Raw genomic sequence first — 13,708 nt, 5'->3', positions numbered from 1 at the left:
ACGACCCTATTCGGCAGCCGGGCAGCCCGCCGACCGGGCACGCCGATCGCCCCCCGCCGGTCGTCGTACGGTCATACCGTCCAGGAGGGTTCGAGGTCGACGACATCGCCGGTGAGGGCCTCGACATCGGCCTGGATCTGGGCACGGAGGGAGAGCCGCTCGACCCGCTCCTGCCGGTACTTGCCGTGCTCGGCGGCGGCGTGCCACATGGAGAGGACCAGGAACTCCCGACCCGGAGCCTCCCCGAAGAGGCCCCGGACCATGCCGGGCGATCCCGCCATCGCCGGATTCCACACCTTCTCCTGCATGAGGGCGAAGTGGTCGACCCGGCCCTCCCGGACCCGCGTGTGCGCGACCCGTACGACGTCGGCATCGGTGAAGCGCGGCTCGAAGCCGGTCTTCACGTCGAAGCGGTGGTCGAAGAGGGTGACCCGCAGATCGGTGTAGGTGCCGTTCTGGGAGGCGGCCAGCCGATCGTGGGAGCGGGCCATGAAGGAGTCGTAGAAGGAACGGCTCTCCCAGAACGCGAAGACATGCGCGACCCCCTGCCGGCCCCGGCTCCAGCCGCCGCCCTGCCCCCGGAATCCCGGCTCGCCCGGCAGCCCCGCCCATTTTCGCTGCCCGCGCTCGAACCCGCGTCGGTCCGTCACCGTGCAGCGAATCCACTTGACCAGCACTGCGCCATCGTACGGGCCAAGCGCGGCCCCGTTCAGTCCTCAGCGCGGTGGATCCGCACCAGTTCTGCCGCGTCCCGATCGGACAACCGAAGCCCGAACTCCTGGTCGAGCACGGCGAGCAGGTCGTCCGGGCCGACGATCTCCTGCTCGGCGCGGCCGTCGGGGTACAGCCGGGTGAGTTCCCGCCCGACGAGCGCCTGGCGGACGCCGTCTCCCGGGCGCTGGACGATCAGCCGCCCGGCAAAGGAAGAGGAAGGGTGGCTGGAGCTGTAGTGGTTGAGTACGACGTAGTCGACGGGGCGGTAGTGCTGCGGGGAGAAGGCGTACAGGTCTCGCCAGGTGTCTCCGCGCAGCAGGCACAGCACCAGAACGCCGTCCTCCTCCTCACGGACGCGGTACGTCCACTCCCCCTGCTGCACATCGGCACCCGGTCGTCCCAGCGGCACCGGCTCCCGAGGCCCTTGGAACCCGAACCCGACGTCACACAGCCACCGTTCACCCTCGACGGTGACGACGAGGACGGCGTGTGTCACCGCGAGGACGGAGTCCCCGCGGGTGCGGGTGCGGGCACCGCGCCCGGAGACCTCGAAGCCGATCCGCTCCAGGGCGGCGGCCAGCAGCGAGTTCTGCTCGTAGCAGTAGCCGCCGCGACGGCCGTGCACGAGCTTGCCCTCGATCGACTTGAGGTCCAGCGCGACGGGGCGGCCGAGCAGGACGTCCAGGCTCTCGAAGGTGATGGCGGCGGTGTGGGCGCGGTGCACTGCGTACAACGTGCGGAGGTCCGGACGGAGTTCCCCGGACGCCTCCCGGTCCCCCTGATGTCCGATCCGGTCCAGATACGCGTCCAGGTCCAGCTCGTCACCGCTCCACATGACTGACCATCTCCCCGTTCCCCCGCCTCGCCGGCCATCGCACTACCGTGAAATCCGCAGGCGCGTCGTCGTGCGCGCCCCGCACAATGATCACCATGACGGCCTTGCACTCCAACCCGCTTTTCGACCGCCTCGCCGACGCCGAAAACATCCTGGTCGCCGGTGCGGGCGGCGGCTTCGACATCTACGCCGGCCTCCCCGTGGCCCTGTCCCTCATGCACCAGGGCAAGCGGGTCCACCTCGCGAACCTCTCCTTCAGCACGCTCGCCGGACTGCCCTCCGAGGCGTGGCAGGCCCCCGACCTGGCCACCGTCACCCCCGACTCCGCGCCCCACCTGTCCTACTTCCCCGAGCGGACGCTGGCCCAGTGGCTGGAGGCGCACGACTACCCGGCCCTCGTGTACGCCTTCCCCCAGACCGGGGTCCAGCCGCTGCGCGCCGCCTACCGCGAACTGATCGACCTCCACCACATCGATGCGATCGTCCTGGTCGACGGCGGCACGGACATCCTGATGCGGGGCGACGAAGCGGGCCTCGGCACGCCCGAGGAGGACCTCACCAGCGTCGCGGCACTGGCCGCGCTGGACGACGTGCCCCAGCGCCTCGTCGTATCGGTGGGCTTCGGCGTGGACGCGTACCACGGGGTCAGTCACGGCTTGGTGCTGGAGAATATCGCGGCGCTGGAGCGCGCGGGCGCCTACCTCGGCGCGTTTTCCATACCGCGCGCCACCAGGGAGGGCGCCCTCTTCCTGGACGCGGTGGCCCATGCCCAGGAGCAGACCCCGGACCGGCCCAGCATCGTGAACGGCTCGATCGCCGCGGCCGTCCGGGGTTCCTTCGGCGACGTGCAGTTCACCAGCCGCACGCGGGGAAGCGAGCTCTTCGTGAACCCTCTGATGTCCCTGTACTTCGCCTTCGACCTGCCGGGGCTCGCCGCGCGCTGCCTCTACCTGGATCGCATTGAGGACACCCACCTGATGCGCCAGGTCCATTCCCGGATCGCCGAGTTCCGCGAGGACCTGGTCACCCGTCCGTCCCGCCGCATCCCCCACTGACCCGGTGACGTGCTCGACGGTGGCCCGCGCGGCGGCGGAGAAGCCGCGGTGGTGAAATGCGGGCCGGCGACATGCGTGGTGGGGTGTCCGCGTCACCGTGAACACCCCGCCTGAACGGCTCACACACGCACAACAGTGGCGTCATGACATGGGTGTGGTGCACCTACTCCTGGCGTGCGGCGTTCCCCGCTCCGCCGGCACCGTACGATTCGCGGAAGACGGTGCGCTCCCGGGCACGCCGACCCGGATGGCGCTGGTCCTGCGCCGGATGGCCGACCGACACCAACAGGGCGATGGCCAGGTCGTCACGGCCGTCGATCCCGATCACCTTCTTCACCTTCGCCTCGTCCCAGCCGTTCATGGGCGAAGTCGCCAGGCCCATCTCCGTCGCGGCGAGCATCACGAAGGATGCCGCGATCATGGCGTCCTTGACCGCGTACTCCCGCAGCAAACCCCGCTGGTCGAGATCCTCCTGGAACACCCGTGACGCAACGGAGAACATCGCGACGAACTCGTTGTTCCACGCTCCGCTGCGCCGGGCCTGCTCGTAGACGTCGCTGTGGTCATCCCGCCAGGACTGGGGCTCGGCGACGAAGACCAGTACGACCGGGGCCTCTTGCGGCTGGGGCTGGCCCCCCGTGGCCCACGCCAGTCCCGCACGGCCCTCGTCTCCGGATACCACGACGATGGACCGGTCCTGCAGGTTCCAGCTGGTGGGGGCCTCGACGGCGAGATCGAGAAGCGCGTCAAGCGTGGCCTCGGGGATCGGGGCTGGCAGGTAGTGGCGGACGGTGCGGCGGGTACGGATCGCTTCTGCGACGGACATCGTTGGACTCGTCATGTCACTCACTATTGGAGAGTCACTCTCCATCGGGAAGAGGGCACTAATTAGTGCGTTACTCTCCCCGCATGAAGACCACTGTGGAATCGTCCGGGCTGCCGGCCGACGTCTACTCCGCGAAGTGCCCTACCCGCCAGGTCCTCGATCACATCTCCGGCAAGTGGACCATCCTGGTCGTGGACGCCCTCCTCGAAGGCATCCTGAGGTACACCGAATTGAGTCGGCGCATCGAGGGCGTGTCACAGAAGATGCTCACCCAGACCCTGCGCGGCCTCGAAGCCGACGGGTTCGTCACCCGCACCGTGTTTCCCACCATCCCGCCCCGGGTCGAATACGAACTGACGGAGCTCGGCCGGAGCCTCGCGGGGCCGATCACTGCGCTCCGCCAGTGGACGGAGACCCACATCAACGAGATCGAGCGGGCCCGGGCCGCGGCGGAGGCCGGGAAGGTCCTTTGAGCAGGTGCATCAAGCAGTAGATCCACAACGCCGAGAGGGTGCCGACCATTGGTCGGCACCCTCTCTCACGTGCAGGTCAGCGCCCTGAGCCGCACATCCTCAAGGATGCATCGGGCGCGGTTCCGCCTGGTTTCAGCTGCAACCGCTCGTCGAGCCGCAGCCCTCGCAGATGTAGCAGGAGCCGGCGCGCTGCATCTTCGTACCGCAGGAGAAGCAGAGCGGGGCGTCGGCGGAGACGCCGAGCTGCATCTCGACTAGTTCGGCGTTGCTGTGCGCCGTCTTCGGGGCCGGGACGGAGGCCGCCACGACCGGCTTCGGGACCGACGGGACCGCGGCCAGCGGGGCCGCCTGCATCAGGGCCTCGGTGTCCAACTCGTCTTCGAGCGGCTCGTAGGAGCCGGTGTCCAGGTGGCGCTGGCGCTCGTCGGCGGTGTGGATGCCGAGGGCGGAGCGGGTCTCGAAGGGCAGGAAGTCCAGCGCCAGACGACGGAAGATGTAGTCGACGATCGACTGCGCCATCCGCACGTCCGGGTCGTCCGTCATGCCGGCCGGCTCGAAACGCATGTTCGTGAACTTCGAGACGTAGGTCTCCAGCGGAACGCCGTACTGCAGACCGACCGAGACGGCGATCGAGAAGGCGTCCATCATGCCCGCGAGGGTCGAGCCCTGCTTGGACATCTTCAGGAAGACCTCGCCCAGACCGTCGTCCGGGTAGGAGTTCGCCGTCATGTAGCCCTCGGCGCCACCGACCGTGAAGGAGGTGGTGATGCCCGGGCGGCCCTTGGGGAGGCGCTTGCGGACGGGGCGGTACTCGATGACCTTCTCGACCGTGGCGCGGATGGTCTCCTCCGCCTTGGCGGTGACCTCCTCCTTCTCCACCTCCTTCTTCTTGGCGGAGAGGGGCTGGCCGACCTTGCAGTTGTCGCGGTAGATCGCGAGCGCCTTGACGCCCATCTTCCACGCCTCGAAGTAGATCTCCTCGATCTCCTCGACGGTCGCCGTCTCCGGCATGTTGACCGTCTTCGAGATCGCGCCGGAGATCCAGGGCTGGATCGCGGCCATCATACGGACGTGACCCATCGCGGAGATGGAGCGCTCGCCCATGGCGCAGTCGAAGACCTCGTAGTGCTCGGTCTTCAGGCCCGGGGCGTCGACGACCACGCCGTGCTCGGCGATGTGGGAGACGATCGCCTCGACCTGCTCCTCCTGGTAACCCAGGCGGCGCAGGGCCTGCGGGACGGTGCCGTTGACGATCTGCATCGAGCCGCCGCCGACGAGCTTCTTGAACTTGACCAGGGCCAGGTCCGGCTCGACACCGGTGGTGTCGCAGGACATCGCGAGACCGATGGTGCCGGTCGGCGCGAGGACGGAGGCCTGGGAGTTGCGGAAGCCGTTCTTCTCGCCGAGGCGCAGGACGTCCTGCCAGGCCTCGGTGGCCGCGGCCCAAATGCTGTTGTCCAGGTCCTCGGTGCGCGGCGCGAGGGCGTTGGCGTCGGCGTGCTGCTTCATGACGCGCTTGTGGGACTCGGCGTTGCGGGCGTAGCCGTCGTAGGGGCCGACGATGGCGGCCAGTTCGGCGGAGCGCTTGTACGCGGTACCGGTCATGAGCGAGGTGATCGACGCGGCGAGGGTGCGGCCGCCGTCGGAGTCGTACGCGTGGCCGGTGGCCATCAGCAGGGCGCCGAGGTTGGCGTAGCCGATGCCCAGCTGACGGAAGGCGCGGGTGTTCTCGCCGATCTTCTGCGTCGGGAAGTCCGCGAAGCAGATGGAGATGTCCATCGCGGTGATGACGAGCTCGACGACCTTGGCGAAGCGCTCGGCGTCGAAGGACTGGTTGCCCTTGCCGTCGTCGTTCAGGAACTTCATCAGGTTGAGCGAGGCGAGGTTGCAGGACGTGTTGTCCAGGTGCATGTACTCGCTGCACGGGTTGGACGCGGTGATGCGGCCGGACTCGGGGCAGGTGTGCCAGTTGTTGATCACACCGTCGTACTGGATGCCCGGGTCGGCACAGGCCCACGCGGCCTCGGCGAGCTTGCGGAAGAGCGCCTTGGCGTCGACCTTCTCGATGACCTCACCGGTCATGCGGGCACGCAGGCCGAACTCGGTGCCGTTCTCGACGGCCGTCATGAACTCGTCGTTCACGCGGACGGAGTTGTTGGCGTTCTGGTACTGGACGGACGTGATGTCGTCGCCGCCCAGGTCCATGTCGAAGCCCGCGTCGCGCAGGGCGCGGATCTTCTCCTCCTCCTTCACCTTGGTCTCGATGAAGGCCTCGACGTCCGGGTGGTCCACGTCCAGGACGACCATCTTGGCCGCGCGGCGGGTGGCGCCGCCCGACTTGATCGTTCCGGCGGACGCGTCGGCGCCGCGCATGAAGGAGACCGGGCCGGAGGCGTTGCCGCCGGAGGAGAGGAGCTCCTTGGAGGAGCGGATGCGGGAGAGGTTCAGGCCGGCGCCGGAGCCGCCCTTGAAGATCATGCCCTCTTCCTTGTACCAGTCGAGGATCGACTCCATGGAGTCGTCGACGGCCAGGATGAAGCAGGCGGAGACCTGCTGCGGCTGGGGCGTGCCGACGTTGAACCACACCGGGGAGTTGAAGCTGAAGATCTGGTGCAGGAGGGCGTAGGTCAGCTCGTGCTCGAAGATCTCCGCGTCAGCGGGCGACGAGAAGTAGTCGAAGTCCTCGCCGGCCTTCGTGTACGTCTTCACGATCCGGTCGATCAGCTGCTTCAGACCGGTCTCTCGCTGCGGGGTGCCGACCGCGCCGCGGAAGTACTTGCTGGTGACGATGTTGACCGCGTTCACCGACCAGAAGTCGGGGAACTCGACACCGCGCTGCTCGAAGTTGACCGAGCCGTCGCGCCAGTTGGTCATGACGACGTCACGGCGCTCCCAGCTCACCTCGTCGTAAGGGTGCACGCCCGGGGTGGTGTGGATGCGCTCGATACGCAGGCCGCCCTTGGCAGCCTTGGTCCCCTTGGCGCGGGAACCACGTGCCGAGCCGCTCGCCGTCTCTGTCATGCCGCTTCCTCCCATATGCGGGCAAAAACGCCCTAAAGTGCCATCGATATTCCGCGGCACAGTGCTGTGTCTTGTGTCTACGTCTCTTCGCCTGGCCGACCGGCCGCATCACGACGCGTGAGCGCCGCGGCACGGATGGTCCGATCAGTCGGCGGCGGAGGCGGGCACGGGGACCTGGGCGGTCCCACCGAGCTCGCACTCTTCGGTATGAGACCGCGATACGCGGAGTTCCGCGATGGCGGTCTCGAAGTCTTCAAGGGTGTCGAAAGCTTTGTAAACGGAAGCGAAGCGCAGGTACGCGACCAGGTCGAGCTCCTGCAACGGGCCGAGTATGGCCAGACCCACATCGTGGGTGGTCAGCTCGGCACTCCCGGTGGCGCGCAGCGCCTCCTCGACCCGCTGGCCGAGCTTGGCGAGGGCGTCCTCGGTGACCGGCCGCCCCTGGCACGCCTTGCGCACGCCGGAGATGACCTTGGTGCGACTGAAGGGTTCGGTCACCCCGCTGCGCTTGATCACCATCAGCGAGGCCGTCTCCACCGTCGTGAATCGACGGGAGCAGTCGGGGCACTGACGGCGCCTGCGGATCGACGTACCGTCGTCCGTGGTGCGGCTGTCGACGACACGGCTGTCGGGGTGCCTGCAGAAGGGGCAGTGCATGGTTCCCTCACCCTCCCTTTTGGCACGATCGAATCACCCCACGGAGCCCCTGAACGACGGAGACTGACTCCGTCGGGGGCTCGTGAAGCAGCCACAAGCATATGCGATGCCGAGGCCCCCGGAAGACCCGAGGACCACAACCTCTGGGTGGCAGCGCTCATCCAACCACTAGATCTTGGGTTGTGGCGGATTTACATGGCTTCGCGTGTCGCGGCGTCCGATGGGCGGACGCACGGCCTCCTGGTGCCACACTGGGCACAGGCCCAAAAGCGGCGATCCGACCGGGAACGGTACCGTAGGCGGCGAATGCCGGGCCGAACCCACGTTCGACGAACCGATCGTCCATACACCCCTTGATATGCCCACGCAGGACGATCTGCGATTTTTCACTCGAACGTGTGTTTGGCGCAACCTTTCGAAAGCTACTACCGTTGTCCAGCTAGGGAGAACATTTCGAGAGGGGCCGACGTGACCACCACCGCAGACAGTGCCGCCATTACCGCCCAGAACCGCTCCCAGAGCCGACTCGAGCCGGTGCATGCCATGAACGACGCAAACCTGAACCCGGATGCGGAGCCCGCAGTACGCCCCGCACGCTCGCTGCCAGGTCGACCTCCAGGCATTCGCGCCGACAGCTCCGGGCTCACGGACCGGCAGCGGAGGGTCATCGAGGTCATTCGCGACTCCGTGCAGCGTCGGGGTTACCCGCCGTCGATGCGGGAGATCGGCCAGGCGGTCGGCCTGTCCAGCACCTCGTCGGTCGCACACCAGCTGATGGCCCTGGAGCGCAAGGGCTTCCTGCGCCGTGACCCGCACCGCCCCCGGGCCTACGAGGTGCGAGGCTCCGACCAGCCGAGCTCGCAGCCCACGGACACCACAGGCAAGCCCGCCGCGTCGTACGTTCCCCTGGTCGGCCGGATCGCGGCCGGCGGCCCGATCCTCGCCGAGGAGTCGGTCGAGGACGTCTTCCCGCTCCCCCGCCAGCTGGTCGGCGACGGCGAGCTCTTCGTCCTCAAGGTCGTCGGCGACTCGATGATCGAGGCCGCCATCTGTGACGGCGACTGGGTCACGGTCCGTCGCCAGCCGGTCGCGGAGAACGGCGACATCGTCGCCGCGATGCTCGACGGCGAGGCCACGGTCAAGCGCTTCAAGCGCGAAGACGGCCACGTCTGGCTCCTCCCGCACAACGCCGCCTACCAGCCGATTCCCGGCGACGAAGCGACGATCCTTGGCAAGGTCGTCGCGGTACTGCGTCGGGTCTGACCCCGCCGCCCCCATTCAGCCCCCGGAACCCACTGCGCCGGTTCCGGGGGTTGCCCTGTTCTCTGCGGCCAAACCACCACCGCTCGCGAAGATGTGGTCGCCCGCTACTTGCCGTCAGTCTGAGCGGCGGCGTCGATCGCAGCGAGCGAGCGGCGGACCTGGTTGCGGTCCGTGGTGTACCAGAAGTCCGGCAGCGTGGCCCGCAGGAAGCTCCCGTACCGGGCCGTCGCCAGCCGGGGGTCGAGGACCGCGACGACGCCCCGGTCACCCGAAGCCCGTACGAGGCGGCCGGCACCCTGCGCCATCAGCAGCGCGGCGTGCGTGGCCGCAACGGCCATGAAACCGTTGCCACCGTGCTCCTCGACCGACTTCTGCCGGGCGCTCATCAGCGGGTCGTCGGGGCGCGGGAAGGGGATCCGGTCCATGACCACGAGCTGACAGCTGGGCCCGGGCACGTCCACGCCCTGCCAGAGCGAGAGCGTCCCGAACAGGCAGGTCTTCGGATCGGCGGCGAAGGACTTGATCAGCTCGCCGAGGGTCTCCTCGCCCTGGAGCAGGATCGGATGGTCGAGCCGGCCGCGCAGCTCTTCGGCGGCCGCCTTGGCGCCGCGCATGGAGGAGAAGAGACCGAGGGTGCGTCCACCGGCCGCTTCGATCAGCTCGGCGAGCTCGTCCATCATGTCGCCGCGGGTCCCCTCGCGGCCCGGCGTGGCCAGGTGCTTGGCGACGTAGAGGATCCCCTGCTTCGGGTAGTCGAAGGGCGAGCCGACGTCGAGGCCGCGCCACACGGGTACGTCGTCGCCCTCGACCCCCTCGGGGGACAGGCCCAGCGAGGCCGCAACCCCGTTGAAGTCGCCGCCCAGCTTGAGGGTGGCGGAGGTCAGGACCACGGAGCGGTCCTCGAACAGCTTCTCGCGCAGCAGGCCGGACACCGACAGGGGGGCGACGCGGAGGGTGGCGCCGAAGCGGTCGTGGCGCTCGTACCAGACCACGTCGTACTCGGAGCCGTTGGTGATCCGCTCCGCCACGCCGTGGATGCTCTCCACCGCGGCCAGCGCCTGCTTGCGCACCGCGTCCTCGTCGTGGACGGACTTGTCCCGGGTCGCGCCGATCGCCGAGATCACGTTGCGCGAGGCGTCCCGCAGGGACATCAGCGCGTAGCCGAGGTCCTCCGGGATCTGCTCCAGCCGACCCGGGAGCGCCAGCTCCATGACCCGCTCGAAGGTCTCGGAGGCGGTCTGCAGGGAGTCGGCGGTCTTCTCGTCGACCAGCTTGGCGGCACGCTTCACGGCCCGGTTGACCTGGCCCGGGGTGAGTTCGCCGGTGGCGACCCCGGTCACCCGGGAGACCAGCTCGTGGGCCTCGTCCACGATCAGCACCTCGTGCTGCGGCAGCACGGGAGCGCCTTCGATGGCGTCGATGGCGAGGAGGGCGTGGTTGGTGACGACCACGTCCGCGAGCTTGGCCCGCTCACGGGCAGCCTCCGCGAAGCACTCGGCGCCGTACGCGCACTTCGTGGCGCCCAGGCACTCGCGGGAGGAGACGGAGATCTGAGACCAGGCCTTGTCCGAAACACCAGGGGTCAGGTCGTCGCGGTCGCCGGTCTCGGTCTCGTCCGCCCAGTCGCGCATGCGCAGCAGGTCCTGGCCGAGCTTGCTGGTGGGCGCGGCCGCCTCGAACTGGTCGAAGAGTCCGTCCTCTTCGTCCTGCGGAGCGCCCTCGTGCAGGCGGTGCAGGCACAGGTAGTTGGACCGGCCCTTGAGCATGGCGAACTGAGGGCGGCGGCGCAGCTGCGGATGCAGTGCCTCCACGGTCCGGGGCAGATCGCGCTCGACGAGCTGCCGCTGGAGGGCGAGGGTTGCCGTGGCGACCACCACGCGCTCGCCGTGCGCGAGGGCCGGCACCAGATAGCCGAGCGACTTTCCGGTGCCGGTACCGGCCTGGATCAGCCGGTGGGAGTTGTCGTCGATCGCTTCGGCGACGGCTTCGGCCATGGCCACCTGGCCGGGGCGCTCCGTGCCGCCGACGGCGGAGACGGCGGCGTGCAGCAGGTCGGGGAGGGAGGGCTTCGTCATAGCACTCCCAACCCTACGGGGCCGCACTGACAGCGAGCGCACCGGCGAGCAATCATGGCCGGTACAAGGGGTTGGGCACGGTGCCGTGCTGCACGGCGTGCGGACGGTCGGGCCGGTCGCGGTAGCCGTCCTCGTAGAGCCGGTTCCGGTTCAGGCAGAGCCGTCCGATGCGTTCGCCCAGCAGGTCGAAGAGCTCGTAGCGGTCTTTGAGCTCCGGGAAGCGGGCCTGGTGGCGGAGGATCTCCGCCCGTACGAGGGACCAGAACGCGCGCTCCGGGACGCCCAGGCCGTCCTCGCACAGGGCCGAGAGGTAGCGGAAGACGCCGACGAACAGACCGGAGTGGATGAACTGGGGCAGGAAGTCGGCGGGCTCGGTGAGCAGGACCGCTCGGACCTCGTCGGGCAGGGACTCGAGCTCGGGCAGCGGTTCGTCGGTGATGTTGACGTCGTCCACGAAGTCCTTGACCGCGAGCCGGACCGGGACGTCGCACTCGTCGAAGATCACGATGGCGTTCTCGCCGTGCGGGGAGAAAACGGTGCCGTAGCGGTAGAGGAAGTGGAGCAGTGGGGGCAGGAGGGCGGCGAAGAGGCGCTGGAGCCAGACGGTGGGGGTCAGTCCGGACCGGGCCACGAGTTCGGTGGTGAAGGACCGGCCGCGCGGGTCGGTGTGGAGGAGGGAGGCGAGCGTACGGGCGCGCTCGCCGGGTGCCAGCAGGCCGGTGAGGGGCTCGCGCCAGATCGCGCCGAGGAGCTCCTTGTACTGGTACGGGACCTCGGGGAGCGCGTCGTAGACCGGGTGGCGGACGGTGACGGAGGCGACCTCGCCGAGCAGGACGACCCGGCACTCGTCGCGGAGGAAGGGGTCGCCGTCGCGGAGGGAGTGGATCCAGGCGGTGACGGCCGGGGCTGCGAGCGCGAGGTCGTTGGGCAGTCCGCGCCAGACCATGGTGTTGAAGACGGAGAGCGGGAGTTTGACGCTGTGCCGGTCGGGCCTACTGAGGTTGAGGAACGTACGGACGGACTGCTGCGGGAGACGCACGTCGGGATCGGCGGGGAGCGGGACCAGGGCGCCGGAGGCGAGCGCCGGGGCGAAGAGGGGGAGGACGACCTCGTCCCACTGCCAGGGGTGGATCGGGAGGTAGAGGTAGTGGAGCGGGTCGAGGCCGCGGTCGCGCAGGGACTGGTCGAAGGCGGCCCGGGTGACGGGGTCGAGCTCGGCGGAGTAGAGGTGGGCGGGGTCCTCCAGGCCGGCGGTCCCGCGGTAGGCGGCGAGCGAGGTGTGGGCGGCGAGCCAGGGCAACCGCTGGCGGGTGCGCGCCTCGGGGGCCCATGCGGCGGTGTCGGAGGCGGAGAGTCCGATCCGGCCCTTGTTGGGGACGAGCCAGGGGTGGCCGGTCTGGTGGCCTTCGAGGGCGGCGTAGTCGAGGTCGGCGAGGACGTCGGCGGTGAGTGCGGTGTGGTCGAGTCGGGCGTCGGCGGTGAGGGTGGCGCTGAGCTCGCGGACGAGGTGACCGAGGGTGGGTCCGTCGAGCCCCAGGAGGTTCCGGGCCCGGATGAGGAAGGCGTACGGATCCTCGAGTGCGGTCGGGCTCCCGAGGGCGCCCGGCACGATCGGTGCTGTCGGTGCGGTCGGCGAGGGTGGCGGTGGGGTCAGGATGATCGTGTCCGGGGTGACGTGCCAACTGCCGTACGAGCGGCGCCGGGCGCGGAAGCCGAGGCTGCTGCCGTCGTCGAGGGTCAGGGTCCAGGCGTCCCCTGCGGTGGCCGGTGCGGGGACGGGGCGGATGATCTCCTCGTAGGCGAACTCGCCGAGCATCTTGGCAAGCAGCCGGCGGGCGGCGAGGCCCCAGGTCCCGCGGTTGAGTTCGGGCGGCGTGCAGAGGTCCCGGGGCAACGGCGGCCCGGCGGGGTCGGCAGCGTGGGGGGCTGCGGGGAAGTTCGGCACGTGACTCCTCGGAGGTCGGGAACTTTGCTTCGTTACGCAGAGTTATCGAGGGGAGAGGTGCGAAGCTGCCGACGACGGTCGGGGTTTGCGGGGCGGCACTCAGAGGAGATTGCGCAGCACCCGCTCCCGGATCATCAGGGCGGCCCGCTTCTCGGGAAGGTCGATTTCCGCGGAGCAGCGGAAACCGGAGTTCAGGAAGGCTGATACGGAGGGGGTGTTGCGGATGTCCGGTTCCGCGACGACGCGTGTGCAGCGGGGGCGGTTGCCGAGGACCAGGTCGGCGACGGCACGCAGCAGAGCCGTTCCCAGTCCGCGGCCGCGGTTCGTGCCGTCTCCGATGAGCAGGTGGATACCCGTGTCGTGGGGGCGCGCCGGGTAGTGCCCGGAGAGCGGGTCAAGGTCGGCTCGGTAGATCTCCCAGTAGCTCATCGGCGTGCCGTCGAGGAGTCCGAGGCAGGGGATGCTGCCGCCGTCCCCGTCGAGCTGGGCCCGCAGGTGGGCATCAGTGACCGCGGCGGAGCCCGCGAGCTCCCAGTAGGCGGACACTTCGGGATCGTTCATCCAGCCGGTGAGTAGCTCCAGGTCACGGCCGGGCCGCACGGGTTCGAGGCGGAAGGCTCCGGCCGGTGTGGTGACGCTGCCCCAGATGGCGGGGGAATCGAGCAGGTCGGCCTCGGCGAGCAGGGGCAACAGCTCCGCATTGAGGCGTTGTGCGCGCCTTCCGCGGGCGACTTCGACGACGCCGGTGGTGGTGCGTGTGTCGTGGCCGGGTCGCGCGGCTGGAGCTTGGGCTGAAGTGTCGGTGGAGGGCATCGGGGGCTCTTCTCCGCGTCGGCGCCGACGC

Annotated in this window: 11 protein-coding genes; 3 read left to right on the top strand and 8 right to left on the bottom strand. The window is 69.2% G+C overall.

Going from position 1 to position 13,708, the window contains the following annotated elements:
- Positions 1 to 71: 71 nt before the first annotated feature.
- Both ACIQK6_RS22330 and ACIQK6_RS22325 read right to left on the bottom strand, forming a co-directional pair.
- Positions 72 to 677 carry a YdbC family protein gene (locus ACIQK6_RS22330; protein ID WP_030008846.1) on the bottom strand — a complete coding sequence of 202 codons (606 nt, stop codon included), beginning with the start codon at positions 675 to 677 and terminating at the stop codon, positions 72 to 74.
- Positions 678 to 709: 32 nt separating this feature from the next.
- On the bottom strand, positions 710 to 1,549 hold the full coding sequence (locus tag ACIQK6_RS22325; RefSeq protein ID WP_329098653.1) for an arylamine N-acetyltransferase: 840 nt from the start codon (positions 1,547 to 1,549) through the stop codon (positions 710 to 712).
- 95 nt (positions 1,550 to 1,644) lie between these two features.
- Here ACIQK6_RS22325 and ACIQK6_RS22320 point away from each other — a divergent pair, with 95 nt between their 5' ends.
- Entirely contained in the window at positions 1,645 to 2,604 is a 960-nt protein-coding gene (locus ACIQK6_RS22320; RefSeq protein WP_329098655.1) for a DUF1152 domain-containing protein, read from the top strand.
- Between the two features lie 163 nt (positions 2,605 to 2,767).
- Here the strand turns inward: ACIQK6_RS22320 and ACIQK6_RS22315 are convergent, their stop codons facing one another.
- On the bottom strand, positions 2,768 to 3,445 hold the full coding sequence (locus ACIQK6_RS22315; RefSeq protein ID WP_402695303.1) for a nitroreductase family protein: 678 nt from the start codon (positions 3,443 to 3,445) through the stop codon (positions 2,768 to 2,770).
- Positions 3,446 to 3,513: 68 nt separating this feature from the next.
- Between ACIQK6_RS22315 and ACIQK6_RS22310 the strand changes: the two genes are divergently transcribed.
- Complete coding sequence (locus ACIQK6_RS22310) at positions 3,514 to 3,903, top strand: helix-turn-helix domain-containing protein (RefSeq protein ID WP_329098658.1); 390 nt, start codon at positions 3,514 to 3,516, stop codon at positions 3,901 to 3,903.
- A 132-nt stretch (positions 3,904 to 4,035) separates the two neighbouring features.
- On the opposite strand, the gene ACIQK6_RS22305 is transcribed toward ACIQK6_RS22310, so the two are convergent.
- Together ACIQK6_RS22305 and nrdR are read right to left on the bottom strand one after the other, a co-directional pair.
- Positions 4,036 to 6,924 carry a vitamin B12-dependent ribonucleotide reductase gene (locus tag ACIQK6_RS22305; RefSeq protein ID WP_329098660.1) on the bottom strand — a complete coding sequence of 963 codons (2,889 nt, stop codon included), beginning with the start codon at positions 6,922 to 6,924 and terminating at the stop codon, positions 4,036 to 4,038.
- A gap of 144 nt (positions 6,925 to 7,068) precedes the next feature.
- Positions 7,069 to 7,581 carry a transcriptional regulator NrdR gene (gene nrdR, locus ACIQK6_RS22300; RefSeq protein ID WP_329098662.1) on the bottom strand — a complete coding sequence of 171 codons (513 nt, stop codon included), beginning with the start codon at positions 7,579 to 7,581 and terminating at the stop codon, positions 7,069 to 7,071.
- Between the two features lie 468 nt (positions 7,582 to 8,049).
- On the opposite strand from nrdR, the gene lexA reads away from it, so the two are divergent.
- Entirely contained in the window at positions 8,050 to 8,844 is a 795-nt protein-coding gene (lexA, locus tag ACIQK6_RS22295) for a transcriptional repressor LexA (protein ID WP_150259859.1), read from the top strand.
- Between the two features lie 104 nt (positions 8,845 to 8,948).
- On the opposite strand, the gene ACIQK6_RS22290 is transcribed toward lexA, so the two are convergent.
- The 3 genes from ACIQK6_RS22290 to ACIQK6_RS22280 form a co-directional block, all read right to left on the bottom strand.
- Positions 8,949 to 10,919: an ATP-dependent DNA helicase gene (locus ACIQK6_RS22290; protein ID WP_329098664.1), complete on the bottom strand. Its 1,971-nt coding sequence runs from the start codon at positions 10,917 to 10,919 to the stop codon at positions 8,949 to 8,951.
- Between the two features lie 52 nt (positions 10,920 to 10,971).
- Positions 10,972 to 12,864, bottom strand: a complete 1,893-nt coding sequence (locus tag ACIQK6_RS22285) for an IucA/IucC family protein (protein ID WP_402695302.1) — start codon at positions 12,862 to 12,864, stop codon at positions 10,972 to 10,974.
- Between the two features lie 99 nt (positions 12,865 to 12,963).
- Positions 12,964 to 13,677 (bottom strand): GNAT family N-acetyltransferase, encoded by a 714-nt coding sequence (locus ACIQK6_RS22280; protein WP_402695301.1) that lies wholly within the window; start codon positions 13,675 to 13,677, stop codon positions 12,964 to 12,966.
- Positions 13,678 to 13,708 lie beyond the last annotated feature (31 nt).

This window comes from Streptomyces sp. NPDC091682 (genome assembly GCF_044756625.1).
Taxonomy (GTDB): Bacteria; Actinomycetota; Actinomycetes; order Streptomycetales; family Streptomycetaceae; genus Streptomyces.
Note: the sequence above shows the minus strand (reverse complement) of the source record. Positions and strands in the feature narration are given on the sequence as shown.

Excerpts from the sequence above, each read along its gene's own strand:
- nrdR (WP_329098662.1), bottom strand. The coding sequence starts at position 7,581 with ATGCACTGCCCCTTCTGCAGGCACCCCGACAGCCGTGTCGTCGACAGC.
- ACIQK6_RS22320 (WP_329098655.1), top strand. The coding sequence starts at position 1,645 with ATGACGGCCTTGCACTCCAACCCGCTTTTCGACCGCCTCGCCGACGCC.
- ACIQK6_RS22310 (WP_329098658.1), top strand. The coding sequence starts at position 3,514 with ATGAAGACCACTGTGGAATCGTCCGGGCTGCCGGCCGACGTCTACTCC.
- ACIQK6_RS22290 (WP_329098664.1), bottom strand. The coding sequence starts at position 10,919 with ATGACGAAGCCCTCCCTCCCCGACCTGCTGCACGCCGCCGTCTCCGCC.
- ACIQK6_RS22305 (WP_329098660.1), bottom strand. The coding sequence starts at position 6,924 with ATGACAGAGACGGCGAGCGGCTCGGCACGTGGTTCCCGCGCCAAGGGG.
- ACIQK6_RS22325 (WP_329098653.1), bottom strand. The coding sequence starts at position 1,549 with ATGTGGAGCGGTGACGAGCTGGACCTGGACGCGTATCTGGACCGGATC.
- ACIQK6_RS22280 (WP_402695301.1), bottom strand. The coding sequence starts at position 13,677 with ATGCCCTCCACCGACACTTCAGCCCAAGCTCCAGCCGCGCGACCCGGC.
- ACIQK6_RS22315 (WP_402695303.1), bottom strand. The coding sequence starts at position 3,445 with ATGACGAGTCCAACGATGTCCGTCGCAGAAGCGATCCGTACCCGCCGC.